The following is a 14,532-nucleotide window of genomic DNA, read 5'->3' as shown; positions in this document are numbered from 1 at the left end:
TAGGTTTTTCCTATGATAATATCTAGGAAAAGGTGGTCAAAAATGAAAAAGAAGACATTAAAAGAGAGAATTATAGAAACTGCACTCGTTATGTTTGAAGAGCAGGGTTATCACGGAGTGACCGTTGACCGAATTGTGGCAGAAAGCGGTAGTTCCAAGGGGGGGTTTTACCACAATTTTAAGTCAAAGGATGAGCTGTTGTATCACATCCACGATGTTTTTATTTCCTATGTGCTTGACCGAGCCAAGGAAGCATACGCTAACTATAGCACTCCTGCCTCCCGGCTGTGCGCGATTGTCCTGTCGTTTACGAAAGTATTTGATCTCTATAAGCCTCATATTACGGTTTTCTATCAGGAAAGCACCTATTTAAAAGGAGACTTTCAAATACAAATTAACGAAAAACGGGATGAATATCGGAAAATCATTTTACAGATTATCCGAGAAGGTCAAACGAGCGGCGATTTTCGGCCAGAAGTCTCTGCTGAGATTACAACGATGGCGATTATCGGCATGGTGAACTGGACTTACAAATGGTTTAACAAAGAGGGGAAATTATCCATTGAGGACATTGGAGGAATTTTTAACGATTTGCTCATGCATGCGTTACTAACAGAAAAAGGGATGGAAAACGAAGATATTAAAGCCTATTTACTCAACAGTCAGCCGGTTAATTAATAAGCTGGCTATTATAATCGCTTTTAAAGACCGACTAGTCTGTCTATAAAATAAAACGTTAAACAAGGGGGACTTCACATGAATTTTGAATTAACGAAGGAACAGCAAATGCTAAAGGAAATGGTGAGAAATTTCGCAGAAAAAGAAATCAAGCCTTATGCACAGGATCTTGACAAAACATCAGGATTTAATGAAAAGGCATTTAAGAAGATGGGGGAACTAGGGTTGCTTGGCATCCCCTTTCCGGAAGAGTATGGGGGATCTGGCGGGGATACCGTGTCTTATGCGATTGCAGTAGAGGAAATCGGCAAAGCATGCGGCGGTACTGGACTAAGTTACGCAGCGGCCATTAGTCTTGGCGCGAGTCCGATTTATTATTTTGGAACTGAAGAACAAAAGCAGGAATGGCTCGTTCCAATGGCGAAAGGAGAAACATTGGGTTCTTTTGGATTAACTGAACCAAACGCAGGGTCAGATGCTGGAGGGACGAGAACAAAAGCGGTGCTTGATGGGGATGAATACGTCATTAATGGTGAGAAGTGTTGGATTACGAACGCCGGTTTTGCCCGTCAGATTATTGTAACCGCTGTCACAGGCAAAAGAGAAGATGGAAAAAATATTATCTCAGCTATTATCGTACCTGCCGATGCACCAGGCGTTACCATTTCATGTAACTATGAGAAAATGGGCGTTCGCGCTTCTAATACGTGCGAAATCGTATTAGAAAACGTTCGTGTACCAAAAGAAAACCTGCTGGGAGACAGTCAAAAAGGATTCAGTCAGTTTTTATATACACTTGATGGCGGCCGGATTTCTATTGCTGCTTTAGCTGTCGGAATTGCCCAGGCTGCTCTAGAAAAAGCGCTTCAGTATGCGAAAGAGCGTGTGCAGTTCGGTCAGCCAATTTCTAAATTCCAGGCGATCCAGTTTAAGCTGGCGGACATGGCGACAGAAGTAGAATTAGCTCGCAATCTTGTATATAAAGCTGCCTGGCTAAAAGATCAAGGAAAGCCATTTGGAAAAGAAGCGGCCATGGCCAAGTTATTTGCTTCAGAAACGAGTTTCCGTACGAGCAATCAGGCCATTCAAATTCATGGCGGCTACGGTTACATGCAAGAGTACGATGTGGAAAGATTTTTGCGCGATGCTAAATTACTTGAAATTGGAGAAGGTACTTCGGAAATCCAACGTCTCGTCATTGCACGTCACCTTGGCTGCTAAAAGATAAGAGGGGGAAGGGTGTCATGAGCGAATTGATGCAGGAAACAATAGGAGAGCTATTAGCAAAAAGAGCCAAACAACTTCCACAACATGAAGCACTTGTCTATCCAGATCGAGGTATTCGTTATACGTACAGTGAATTTGACCAGCTATGCCGGAAAGCAGCGCGAGGTTTGATGGCGCTTGATATTGACAAAGGAGAGCATTTGGCCATTTGGGCAACAAATGTTCCTGAATGGGTCACCTTGCAATTTGCGACAGGAAAGATGGGAGCCGTATTGGTAACGGTGAATACCAATTACCGTGCCGCAGAACTTGAATATTTGTTAAAGCAATCAGAAAGCCGGACACTTGTTTTAATAGAAGATTACCGTGGGAATTCTTACATTGATACCATCTATGAAATTTGTCCGGAGTTACATTCCTGTGAGCCTGGGAAATTATCATCTAAGCGGCTGCCTCTATTGAAAAATGTTGTTGTCCTAAGTGAGAAGCGGTACAACGGCGCGTATAGCTGGTCAGATATTTTAGAGATAGCAGACCAGGTGACAGAAGAGCAGCTTGATGCGAGAACAGCTGAGTTAACAGCGGATGAAGTGATCAATATGCAATATACATCCGGGACGACAGGCTTTCCTAAGGGAGTCATGCTGACACATAGCAATTTAACGAATAACGCTTTCCATATTGCCGGTTGTATGGAGTTAACAAAAGACGATCGTCTTTGTATCCCTGTTCCGTTTTTCCACTGCTTTGGATGTGTTATTGGAACGATGGCCTGTGTAACGGTTGGTGCCACGATGGTTCCTGTCCAAGAATTTGATCCAGAAACCGTACTAGCAACGGTAGAAAAGGAAAAGTGCACGGCCCTGCATGGAGTGCCGACGATGTTTATTGCTGAATTAAATCATCCGAATTTTCAAAACTATGATTTAACCACTCTTCGTACAGGAGTGATGGCCGGTTCAAACTGTCCAGTAGAAGTCATGAAGGCCGTCATGAATAAAATGCATATGGAGGAAATAACCATATGCTATGGTCAAACAGAATCTTCGCCGGTTATTACGCAAACAAGAACGAATGATCCCGTTGAACTGCGGGTAGAAACCGTAGGGCGGGCACTGCCAGATGTAGAAGTAAAAATAGTTGAACCCGGTACATCAAAGGAGCTTCCGCCTAATACGCAAGGTGAGCTTTGTACACGGGGCTACCACGTAATGAAGGGATACTACAACAATCCTGATGCGACGGAAGAAGCGATTGATGAAGAAGGCTGGCTTCATACAGGCGATCTCGCTGTAATGGATGAAACCGGCTATATCAGAGTGACTGGACGTTTAAAAGACATGATCATCCGCGGCGGCGAAAATATTTACCCGCGTGAAATTGAGGAATTTTTATATACACATCCGAAAATACTCGATGCGCAAGTAATTGGGGTGCCAGATGAAAAATACGGCGAGGAATTAATGGCTTGGATTATTTTGAAAGAGGGAGAGACAGCATCCTCAGATGAGATTAAAGCCTATTTTAGAGATAAAATTTCCCGTCATAAAATTCCAAAACACATTATGTTTACGAAAGAATATCCGATGACAGCTTCAGGAAAAATTCAAAAGTTCAAACTGCGGGAACAGTCGATGAGCTTATTGAAATAAAGCGGAAGGAGCGATCCAGTTGTTTTCAAAAATACTAATTGCTAACCGCGGAGAAATTGCTTCGCGTATTATCCGTACGTGTAAAAAAATGGGGATCAAAACAGTAGCCGTGTACTCTGAAGCAGATGAGAACGCCTTGTTTGTCCAACAAGCAGACGAGGCTTACTGCATTGGCAAACCTCAAGTAAACCTTAGTTATTTAAATGCTGATGAAATTATCCGCGCAGCAAAGCAAAGTGGGGCAGAAGCGATTCATCCGGGATACGGGCTTCTGTCAGAAAACGCTGCATTTGCCCAGAAGTGTTCAGATGAAGGAATCACTTTTATTGGGCCTGCTCCCGATATTTTAGCAGCCATGGGAAGCAAGATTGAAGCACGCAAAACAATGAAACAGGCGGGTGTTCCGATTATTGAAGGAATCAATATTCCGCTTCAAGACGAGGAAGAGGCAAAGACGGCAGCGGAGTCCATCGGCTATCCGCTTATGCTTAAGGCTTCAGCAGGCGGTGGTGGTATCGGCATGCAGCTTGTCCATTCGGAGGAAGAGCTCGTTAAGGCGTTTGCCGGAAACAAAAAGAGAGCGGAATCTTTCTTTGGTAACGGAGATATGTTTTTGGAAAAGTATATCGAAGAACCACATCATATTGAAGTGCAAATCTTAGCGGATACCCATGGGCACGTTATTCCTTTATGGGAGCGGGAATGTTCTATTCAGCGCCGCAATCAGAAAGTAGTGGAGGAAGCTGTTTCTCCCTTTATTAGCGAGGAAACGAGAATGAAGATGCTGGATGCTGCCGTAAAAGCAGCCCATCATATCGGCTATACAAATGCCGGCACAATTGAATTTTTAGTAGATGCAAAAGAGAATTTTTATTTTCTGGAAATGAACACCCGGCTGCAAGTTGAGCACCCGGTAACAGAAGAAATTACTGGGCTGGATCTTGTAGAACAGCAGTTAAAGGTCGCTTCCGGCGAAAAGCTGGAATTAACACGGGAAGCCGTCAAACGAAACGGTCATGCAATTGAAGTGCGCATTTACGCAGAAGACCCAAAAACCTTTTTTCCATCGCCAGGGCAGATCACTGCTTTTGAATTGCCGCAGGGAGAAGGAGTGCGCAATGAATGTGCGGTCGAGGCCGGTTCAACGGTTACTCCATTTTATGATCCGATGATTGGGAAGCTGATCACGTGGGGGCCAACCCGTGAAGAAGCGTGTGTTCGTATGCAGAAAGCACTTGAACAATACAAAATTGAAGGCATTAAAACAAATTTACCGATGCTAAGAAAAATTATTAGCCATCAACAATTTTTAAAAGGAACGACAACGACTCATTTTGTGAATGAATATTATTTGCCAGAGCTAACAACAACGAAATAAAAGGGGAGATTACATTGGCAACAGTACAAGCAAGCATGGCAGGAAACGTGTGGAAAGTTCTTGTAGCAGAAGGAGAGGAAGTAAAGGCCGGGCAGGATGTGGTCATTTTGGAATCAATGAAAATGGAGATTCCGATTGCGGCCGAAGAGGATGGAACGGTTCAAAAGATTCATGTGAATGAAGGAGACTTTGTCAACGAGGCAGAAGCGCTCATTGATGTTGAATAGGAGGAAAGCTCGTTGAAACTTCCTGAAAAAGTGACAATTAAAGAAGTTGGCCCTCGGGACGGCTTGCAAAACGAACCGCATCAGATCAGCACTGAACACAAAGTAGCCTGGATCGATCATCTATCGGAAAGCGGGCTATCTTATATAGAAGTCACCTCTTTTGTTCATCCAAAATGGATTCCGCAGCTGGCAGACGCTGCGGAGGTGCTCTCTTCTATTCAAAGAAAACCGGGTATTACCTATGCTGCTCTTGTGCCGAATATGCATGGATTGCGGAGAGCGCTCGAAGGGAATGCGGACGAAGTTAGCGTGTTTATGTCGGCAAGCGAATCGCATAACAAAAACAATATTAATAAGACGATCACAGAGACATTGCCGGTGTTAAAAGAAGTTGTATCAGAAGCGAAGCGGGCTGGAAAAACAGTACGCGGGTATGTATCAACCGTTATTGCTTGCCCATATGAAGGCATGATCTCGCCTGAGCAGGTAAAAGAAATTGGTGCCCGATTGTTTGATATGGGCATTGATGAATTGTCGCTCGGTGAAACGATTGGGGTAGCGGCCCCTACAGATGTAGAACGCCTGCTTGACACCCTTCTTCCTGAATTCGGCCCAGATCGTCTTGCTATGCATTTTCATGACACGAGAGGAACGGCCCTTGCGAATGTTTCTAAAGCTCTTGAAATGGGCATCTCTACATTTGACAGTGCTCTTGGCGGTTTGGGCGGCTGCCCGTATGCCAAAGGAGCAGCAGGAAATGTAGCGACAGAGGATTTGGCCTATATGCTCGACGCAATGGGCATGGAGACGGGAGTTCGCATGGAAGCGTTAATAGAGGCAGGCGAGCTAATGGAATCTATTTTAGGGAAGCCATTAAAGAGCAAACAGCTAGAAATATATCGCAAAGTAGAGAAAGGGTGAATTGCGTGGGGGAAACCGTTAAGGTCACGAATCATGAACAAGGAGTCGCTATTCTGACCCTAAATCGCCCTGAAGCAGCGAATGCACTGTCAAGGCAGCTTCTGTATGATCTTCACGATGTCCTTCATCAACTAAAACATGACCCGGAAGTTCGGGTTGTGATTGTGACAGGGACAGGAGAAAAAGCTTTTTGTGCAGGAGCTGATTTAAAAGAAAGAAGAGGAATGAATGAGGCTGAAGTAAGACAAATCGTCAGTTTGATTGGCTCAACAATGAGTGAGGTAGAAGCATTGCCCCAGCCGGTGATTGCCGCGATAAATGGCGTTGCTTTTGGAGGGGGACTGGAACTTGCTTTAGCTTGTGATATCCGGATTGCTTCTAGTCAAGCGAAGGTGGGCTTAACGGAGACCTCTCTCGCCATTATTCCGGGAGCAGGCGGAACGCAAAGACTGCCTCGTCTCATCGGCACCGGTAAAGCAAAAGAACTGATTTTTACTGCTCGAAAAATTACCGCTCATCAAGCTGAGCAGATTGGTCTTGTCGAGCACATAGCTGATCCTGAAAATCTACTTGAAACAGCGATTCATTTAGCAAAGGAAATAGCCGTAAACGCTCCGCTAGCTTTATCTCAAGCGAAAACAGCAATCAATCAGGGGATGCAAACCGATATTGCCACTGGACTGCAAATTGAAAAGCTGGCGTATAATACATTAATTCCAACAGAAGACAGGTTAGAAGGATTACGGGCATTTGCAGAAAAACGGCCACCAGCATATAGAGGAAAGTGAGGAGAAGGCAGTGAACGAAACAGAATTAAAGACAGACTATCGTGAGAAGAAAGAAACGATCCTGACGGGCGGACAAGAAAAGTATCATGAAAAAAATGCAGAACAGGGAAAACTATTTGTCCGTGAGCGTCTGCAGCTGCTTTTTGATGATGGCTTGCAGGCAGAAGATGGTTTATTCGCTAATATGATGGCTGGTGACCTGCCGGCAGACGGCGTCGTGACCGGTGTTGGAAAAATTAACGGGCGTACGGTTTGTGTGATGGCGAATGATTCGACGGTTAAAGCCGGATCATGGGGGAAGCGAACGGTAGAAAAGATCATCCGTATTCAAGAAACGGCCGAGAAGCTTCGTTGCCCGATGCTTTATCTTGTTGACTCGGCGGGGGCTCGAATTACCGATCAGCTTGAAATGTTCCCGGGCCGCAGAGGAGCAGGCCGTATTTTCTATAATCAGGTTAAGATGTCTGGGAAAGTGCCGCAGATCTGTCTGTTATTCGGTCCTTCAGCAGCAGGGGGAGCTTACATTCCGGCTTTTTGCGACATTGTCGTGATGGTAGAAGGAAATGCTTCCATGTATCTAGGGTCGCCTCGTATGGCGGAAATGGTGATTGGTGAAAAAGTAACACTTGAGCAAATGGGCGGCGCGAAAATGCATTGTTCCGTTTCGGGATGTGGTGATGTACTGGCTAAAACGGAAGAGGAAGCGATTGCCTACGCTAAAAAGTACTTAACATATTTTCCAGACAATTACACAGAGAAGCCTGTTCCAAACGAGCCAAAAGCACCCGCTGCCTTCGAAAAATCAATCGAAGAACTTATTCCTCAAAATCAGAATGCACCGTTTGATATGTACCAGCTGATTGAACGCTTGATCGATGAAGACAGCTTCTGCGAAATTAAGAAATTATTTGCTGCTGAGCTGATTACGGGTCTTGGCCGGATTAACGGACAGCCAGTCGGCATCATCGCCAACCAGCCGCGTGTAAAAGGCGGAGTGCTCTTCCATGATTCAGCTGATAAAGCAGCTAAATTCATCAGCTTATGTGATGCTTTTCATATCCCGCTCTTATTTTTAGCCGACGTTCCTGGATTTATGATTGGTACGAATGTAGAAAAAGCCGGTATCATTCGCCATGGAGCAAAAATGATTTTTTCGATGAGCGAAGCAACCGTGCCAAAACTGACGGTTATCGTCCGTAAAGCGTACGGGGCGGGACTGTATGCGATGGCAGGACCAGCTTTTGAACCGGATTGCTGCTTAGCACTGCCGACAGCTCAAATTGCGGTTATGGGTCCAGAAGCAGCGGTAAATGCTGTTTACGCGAACAAAATTGCTGCATTGCCGGAGGAAGAAAGAGCGGCATTCATCAATGAGAAAAGAGAAGAGTATCGTCGGGATATTGATGTGTATCGTCTTGCCTCTGAACTGATTATTGATGACGTTGTCGAGCCAAATAAACTCCGTGATGAGCTGTCTGCCAGACTCGACGTCTACATGTCCAAATACATGGTTTTCACGGATCGTAAACACGGAGTGAATCCTGTCTAATAAAAGGAGGGGAACGGGATGAAGAAAATCTACGCTGATTTCCATGAAGCAGTATCCGGAATTCAAGATGGAATGACCATCATGGTCGGCGGCTTTGGGTTATGCGGCATACCTGAAAATTTAATAAAGGCCTTAGCCGACTCTGGAGTGAAAGATCTAACCGTTATTTCGAACAACTGTGGGGTAGATGACTGGGGTCTTGGTTTGCTGCTAAGAAATAAGCAGATTAGAAAAATCATTGGTTCCTATGTTGGTGAAAATAAAGAATTTGAGCGGCAAATGCTTGCAGGGGAGATAGAGGTAGAATTAACACCTCAGGGGACGCTTGCCGAAAAAATCCGTGCAGGCGGTGCTGGCATCCCGGCGTTCTTTACGCCAGCGGGTGTCGGAACTCCCATCGCGGAAGGAAAAGAAGTCCGAGAATTTAATGGCAAAGAATACTTACTTGAAGAGTCGCTGACAGCTGATTTTAGTCTTGTAAGAGCTTGGAAAGCCGATAAAAAAGGAAATTTAATTTACAACAAAACAGCTCGAAATTTTAATCCAATGATTGCTGCTGCCGGTCGAGTGACCATCATTGAAGCAGAAGAAATTGTAGAAACAGGTGATCTCGATCCCGATTTTATTCATACGCCAGGAATTTACGTGCAAGCATTGATTCAGGGTAAGCAAGAAAAGCGAATTGAAAGAAGAACGATTCGTCAATGAAGGAGGGGTATGAATGGATACAAGAGAAAAGATTGCAAGGCGGGCAGAAAAGGAGATTGAGAGTGGGAACTATGTCAACCTAGGCATTGGAATGCCGACCCTCGTTGCCAACTTTATTTCTGATAATAAAGAAGTCGTACTGCAGTCTGAAAATGGTCTGCTTGGTATTGGCCCTTACCCCAATGAGGAAGAAGTGGATGCTGATTTAATCAATGCTGGAAAAGAAACGGTTACAGCGATTCCGGGCTCTGCTTATTTTGACAGCTCTGAGTCTTTTGCCATGATACGCGGGGGACATATTGATGTAGCGATCCTTGGTGGAATGGAGGTTTCCCAACAAGGTGACCTAGCCAATTGGATGATCCCAGGGAAAATGGTAAAAGGAATGGGAGGAGCTATGGATCTCGTCCACGGTGCCCGTAAAACGATCGTCATTATGGATCACGTAAATAAACACGGCCAATCCAAAATTTTAAAAGAATGCAAGCTCCCTTTAACCGGAAAAGGGGTAGTTCAGCGCATTATTACGGATCGGGCTGTTATGGATGTAACGCCAAATGGTCTCGTATTAATGGAAGTAGCGAAGGGATATACGGCGGATGAGATTCTGCAATGCACAGAAGCTGAGATGACCGTTTCAGAAGAAGTGAAGCTTGAGGCATTTTAATAGAGTAAAAGCCTTTCAAATAAACTTTGAAAGGCTTTTACTCTGTTAATGAAGTGCTCTTTTAGGCAGCTTCCAGTTTAGTTTATAGGAGACGATGCGAAGAGCCGTAATCGCTATAAACAGTATGATTAGTTCTGTAGCAGATACGGCTGCTTTTAATCCAATCAATAGCCCAGCTAGTGCAGCCCATACGCCATAGATTTCATCATGCAAAAGAGCCGGCTTTCTTCCTGCCAGCAGATCGCGTACAAGTCCTCCGCCGCTTCCAGTTAGCACGGCCGCGACAATCACTGCGCTCAATGGATGGTTCATTCCTACCGCATACAGCGCTCCCTGGACCGCAAAAGCAGATAGACCAATCGCGTCAAAAAAGTTTCCCCATACAGGCCAATGCTTTAACAAGTTATGGGGAAAAAGAATAGTTGCTGTGATCGACAGCAGTGCAATTTGAAAGAAAGCTCCTTGCTCCCATAAAGCAGAGACAGGTACGCCAATTAATAGGTTACGAATAGCCCCGCCGCCAAAAGCCGTAATCATTCCTAATATATATACACCGAACACATCGTAATCTTCCTCCATCGCTACTACAGCACCGGAAATAGCGAAAGCAATCGTTCCGATGACTGTCAAGATGTCCCAAGTCATTCCCACAGATGTCACTCCTTACTAAAGTGTTCCCGGCAATCTATTATAGTACCAGAACGAACAAAGAACCAGCCTATCTTTTCATAAGCTGAAACTTTTTTAAGTTTTACAAAACAATCTAGGCTCATTAGTATTTTAACGGCCTTTTTGGTAAGATGAGGAATAGAAAATGATAAGGAAAGAAGGAAACTAATTGACGAAAAACGAAAGAGAAAAAGTCATTCTTGTAGGGTGTCAGCTAACAGATGATACAGAGCAGTTTTTGTACTCTATGGAGGAGTTAAAGTCATTGACTGAAACAGCGCAAGGAGAGTCTTTAGCGATGATTACGCAGAAGAGAGAGCGCGTTCATCCTGGCACCTATATTGGTAAAGGTAAAGTAGAGGAATTACAAAGACTCGAGGAAGAGTTGGAGCCTGATATTATTATTTTTAATGATGAGCTATCCCCGAGTCAGATTCGAAACTTATCCGCTGGGATGTCTGCCCGTGTAATCGACCGCACGCAATTGATCCTTGATATATTTGCCCGTCGCGCCCGTTCAAGGGAGGGGCAGCTGCAAGTGGAGCTCGCACAGCTTCAATATTTAATGCCGCGGCTTGCAGGACAGGGAACGGCGCTTTCCCGTCTTGGTGGTGGAATTGGTACGAGAGGTCCCGGAGAAACGAAGCTGGAAAGTGACCGTCGTCATATCCGCCGTCGCATTGACGAAATTAAGCGGCAACTCCAAACAATCGTTCATCATCGTGAGCGGTATCGCAGCCGGCGCAAAAAAAATAAAGCATTTCAGATCGCTCTTGTCGGTTACACGAATGCTGGGAAATCAACGCTGTTTAACCGGTTGACTGCCGCTGATTCACTAGAGGAAAACCAGTTATTTGCCACGCTTGACCCTTTAACGCGGAAATTAGTGCTGCCAAGCGGGTATCAAGCGATTTTGACAGATACTGTTGGATTTATTCAAGATTTACCGACAACACTAGTCGCAGCTTTTCGTTCTACGCTTGAAGAGGTGAGTGAAGCGGATTTATTATTGCACGTCGTAGACAGCTCTAATCCTGACTTTATGCAGCACCAGCGGACCGTAAGGAATTTACTGCAACAGTTAGAGATGGATCATTTGCCAGAGTTGACAGTTTATAATAAAAGAGATGTACAGCATGAGGAATTTGTTCCTTCTTCAGATGCAGAAAACATCCTGATCAGTGCTGTCAATGAAGAGGACCGCCTAAAATTAAAAGAAGTAATTGAGGGCATGATGAAAGAGCAAATGTCTCCATATAATGGCCGGATTCCATCCTCTGCCGGTAAGCTGATTGCTCAGCTTAAAACGGAAACGATTGTAGACTCAATCGACTTTGATGAAGAAAATCAATTTTATCGTGTGAAAGGATTTGCTTTTAAGGATCATCCGATCACTGGAGAAATTATTAAATACACATAATGTAGAGGGAGAACAGGCATGTTTGAATTATTAACACAAGGAAAAACGATACAGCCAATAGCTGAGGAGGCTGAAGCGCAGATTGCCGGGGTACACCGAGATATAGAAAAAACGGCTGAGTTAAACCAATTCCGGGTGCTCCAAAGTTTTAGAAAGCACCGGGTAAGTGAATTTCACTTTACGCCGTCTACAGGCTATGGCTATGATGATAGCGGCCGGGACACACTTGAAAACATTTATGCCGATGTGTTTGGAGGAGAAGCGGCCCTCGTTCGCCCGCAGATTATCTCGGGGACACACGCTATTTCTATTGCTTTATTCGGCATACTGCGTCCTGGTGACGAACTTCTTTATATTACGGGTAATCCATATGACACACTAGAAGAAATAGTAGGGATTTCCGGTAAAGGAAATGGCTCATTAAAGGAATTTGGTATTTCTTATCGCAGCGTCCCGCTTGCTGAGAGCGGCCGCCCGGATTTCGACGCGATTCAAGCGGCGATTAAGCCAAATACGAAAATGATTGGCATTCAGCGCTCTAAAGGATATGCTATTCGCCCGTCTTTCACGATTAATGATATTCAAGAAATGATTCAGTTTGTGAAGAACATTAAGAGCGATGTCATTGTGTTTGTTGATAATTGTTATGGAGAATTTACCGAGGACCGTGAGCCTTGCCATGTCGGGGCGGACCTTATGGCTGGATCATTAATTAAAAATCCGGGAGGCGGTCTTGCCAAAACGGGTGGTTACATAGCAGGAAAGGCAGAGCATGTAGAGAGCTGTTCTTACCGAATGACATCACCGGGAATCGGTGCAGAAGCAGGTGCAAGCTTGTACAGCCTGCAAGAAATGTATCAAGGATTCTTTCTCGCTCCTCATGTTGTAGCAGAGAGTTTGAAAGGCGCCATTTTTACAGCAGCCATGCTAGAGAAAATGGGAATGAATACGTCTCCTAAATGGAATGAAAAAAGAACCGATCTCATTCAGGCTGTTCAATTTGATGATCGCGAGAAGATGGTGGCTTTTTGCCAGGCCATTCAAAGCGCTTCTCCCGTCAATTCCCATGTGACTCCATATCCAAGTTATATGCCAGGCTATGAAGATGATGTCATTATGGCAGCGGGAACCTTTGTCCAAGGAGCAAGCATTGAGCTGTCTGCTGATGGGCCGCTGCGCCCGCCTTTTGCTGCTTATGTGCAGGGCGGGCTAACGTATGCCCACGTAAAGATTGCCGTCTGCTATGCGTTAAATGAATTAATAGAAAAAGATTTATTATAAAAAACGGCTGCCAAAAGCAATAGACTTTTGGCAGCTTCATCAACAGCGGTTATGAACATTAGAGCTTTCTGGAAAGTTATTTATACCGAACAGGATGCAATAGAGCTTAGACTAGACGCAGTCTAAGTTCTTTTTGTGCATGATATGTGTCTATTGTTTATCGTAGGAATGAAAGGTGAGGTGTGGTTTTAAAGATGATGACTGGTTTGTGTGAGGCGTGTCAAAGAAATGAAATCAATATGATAGAAGCGTGCGATGACCCCAATCAGCCATATAAATTATGTAATCAATGTCACGATCGGCTATTAAAATATTCATTACGCCCTATTGAATGGTATAACTTAGCGGTTGTCCATTCTCCTAATAAATTTTCATTGCACGATGACTTTTACGGAGAAGACGGGGATGCTTGCCAACCCGAAGAAGATATAGTTGTAACTAAAAAAGATAAAGCACCGGCATTAGGAGACGTTCGAAATGACTTAGAATCCTTATTAGATTTTTCAATAACTAGATGGTTTCTTGAAGGGGATGTGATAAATGCCCTTAAAAAACATGATACCCACAAGACCTTAAGTTCCGTAAAAGCAAGGTTTTATGGAACAGAGAATTACGAAGTGAAATCTCGAATGCTAGAAGTAGCAGCCGATGTCCTAGGTATTTCTGCTTCGGGATGGGTAAGGAAACTTTGGGAGGATTATGACGAAGAGTTCCTTTATCCAATTTCTTGGGCAACAGCTAGCAGCTTACCGGCCGAAGAGGGATTAAATAATATATTTGGGAAACTGAAACCAGTAAGTGAAAAGGAATTACCGCTAGCGGCTTTTACCTGCCTGTACCGTTTTCGTTCAATTATTATACTTGATTGGATTGAGTCAACTTGCACAATTTTTAACGACCATTGGGGGAGGTTGGCAACCGTATGTTTTCCAACGTGGGAGCGAATGAAATCTTGGTTAAACAAAGGAAGACCTTTAAGTTTAATTGCACTGGATACAATGGCGAACTGTGTTAAAGGTTATGGTGACATGTATGTTGAGCAATTTTCTCCTAGGATACTTGGGACAGACAAAGATGAAGTAGATCAAATATTAAATGATTATTCTCAAAAAGATGGTGTTCCTCGTGTCAAAATGAAAGTAGCCAGAATAGTGGAGAACAAACAAGAAATATTTGAATAAAACGTTTCAAAGCAAAAGAGCTATTTCGACAGCCCTTTCTTTAACTGCCGATCACTTCAATAGAAGAAGCAGCAAAAAGTCCTTCTTATAAGATGTCCACATTATCACCGCCAGCTCCTATAAATAAAGGCAATGCCGCCTAATATAACGATTGTGAACGGTCCTAGTAATATGATCATATTTCGT

Annotated in this window: 14 protein-coding genes; 13 read left to right on the top strand and 1 reads right to left on the bottom strand. The window is 44.2% G+C overall.

Translation table 11 applies throughout. The annotated features are described in order from the left end of the window. Positions 1-42 precede the first annotated feature (42 nt). The 10 genes from A8F95_RS15810 (at position 43) to A8F95_RS15765 (ending at position 9,795) form a co-directional block, all read left to right on the top strand. Positions 43-678, top strand: coding sequence for a TetR/AcrR family transcriptional regulator (locus A8F95_RS15810; RefSeq protein ID WP_065411416.1), 636 nt, complete (start codon positions 43-45; stop codon positions 676-678). 78 nt (positions 679-756) lie between these two features. Then, entirely contained in the window at positions 757-1,899 is a 1,143-nt protein-coding gene (locus A8F95_RS15805; protein ID WP_065411415.1) for an acyl-CoA dehydrogenase, read from the top strand. 23 nt (positions 1,900-1,922) lie between these two features. Beyond that, positions 1,923-3,557, top strand: a complete 1,635-nt coding sequence (locus tag A8F95_RS15800; RefSeq protein ID WP_176713733.1) for an AMP-binding protein — start codon at positions 1,923-1,925, stop codon at positions 3,555-3,557. A gap of 19 nt (positions 3,558-3,576) precedes the next feature. Beyond that, on the top strand, positions 3,577-4,935 hold the full coding sequence (locus A8F95_RS15795; protein ID WP_065411414.1) for an acetyl-CoA carboxylase biotin carboxylase subunit: 1,359 nt from the start codon (positions 3,577-3,579) through the stop codon (positions 4,933-4,935). 14 nt (positions 4,936-4,949) lie between these two features. After that, a complete protein-coding gene (locus A8F95_RS15790) occupies positions 4,950-5,162 on the top strand; it encodes an acetyl-CoA carboxylase biotin carboxyl carrier protein subunit (protein WP_077247406.1) in 213 nt (70 codons plus the stop codon). 12 nt (positions 5,163-5,174) lie between these two features. Beyond that, positions 5,175-6,083, top strand: a complete 909-nt coding sequence (locus A8F95_RS15785) for a hydroxymethylglutaryl-CoA lyase (RefSeq protein ID WP_065411413.1) — start codon at positions 5,175-5,177, stop codon at positions 6,081-6,083. A 5-nt stretch (positions 6,084-6,088) separates the two neighbouring features. After that, on the top strand, positions 6,089-6,871 hold the full coding sequence (locus A8F95_RS15780) for an enoyl-CoA hydratase (RefSeq protein ID WP_065411412.1): 783 nt from the start codon (positions 6,089-6,091) through the stop codon (positions 6,869-6,871). A 10-nt stretch (positions 6,872-6,881) separates the two neighbouring features. Then, entirely contained in the window at positions 6,882-8,420 is a 1,539-nt protein-coding gene (locus A8F95_RS15775; RefSeq protein WP_065411586.1) for an acyl-CoA carboxylase subunit beta, read from the top strand. An 18-nt stretch (positions 8,421-8,438) separates the two neighbouring features. After that, positions 8,439-9,128 carry a CoA transferase subunit A gene (locus A8F95_RS15770; RefSeq protein WP_065411411.1) on the top strand — a complete coding sequence of 230 codons (690 nt, stop codon included), beginning with the start codon at positions 8,439-8,441 and terminating at the stop codon, positions 9,126-9,128. A 13-nt stretch (positions 9,129-9,141) separates the two neighbouring features. After that, positions 9,142-9,795, top strand: a complete 654-nt coding sequence (locus A8F95_RS15765; RefSeq protein ID WP_065411410.1) for a CoA transferase subunit B — start codon at positions 9,142-9,144, stop codon at positions 9,793-9,795. A gap of 45 nt (positions 9,796-9,840) precedes the next feature. On the opposite strand, the gene A8F95_RS15760 is transcribed toward A8F95_RS15765, so the two are convergent. Beyond that, on the bottom strand, positions 9,841-10,440 hold the full coding sequence (locus tag A8F95_RS15760) for a trimeric intracellular cation channel family protein (protein WP_065411585.1): 600 nt from the start codon (positions 10,438-10,440) through the stop codon (positions 9,841-9,843). 193 nt (positions 10,441-10,633) lie between these two features. On the opposite strand from A8F95_RS15760, the gene hflX reads away from it, so the two are divergent. The 3 genes from hflX to A8F95_RS15745 all read left to right on the top strand — a co-directional run bounded on the left by hflX (position 10,634) and on the right by A8F95_RS15745 (position 14,346). Beyond that, positions 10,634-11,884 (top strand): GTPase HflX, encoded by a 1,251-nt coding sequence (gene hflX / locus A8F95_RS15755; protein WP_065411409.1) that lies wholly within the window; start codon positions 10,634-10,636, stop codon positions 11,882-11,884. A gap of 18 nt (positions 11,885-11,902) precedes the next feature. Continuing rightward, a complete protein-coding gene (locus tag A8F95_RS15750; protein WP_065411408.1) occupies positions 11,903-13,165 on the top strand; it encodes a methionine gamma-lyase family protein in 1,263 nt (420 codons plus the stop codon). A 194-nt stretch (positions 13,166-13,359) separates the two neighbouring features. Beyond that, positions 13,360-14,346, top strand: a complete 987-nt coding sequence (locus A8F95_RS15745) for a hypothetical protein (RefSeq protein ID WP_065411407.1) — start codon at positions 13,360-13,362, stop codon at positions 14,344-14,346. The last annotated feature ends 186 nt before the right edge of the window (positions 14,347-14,532 follow it).

The sequence above is a fragment of the Pseudobacillus wudalianchiensis genome (assembly GCF_001685015.1).
In the GTDB taxonomy this organism is placed as follows: Bacteria; Bacillota; Bacilli; order Bacillales; family Domibacillaceae; genus Pseudobacillus; species Pseudobacillus wudalianchiensis.
The sequence above is the reverse complement of the archived record's forward strand: the minus strand, read 5'-3'. Positions and strand labels throughout refer to the sequence as shown.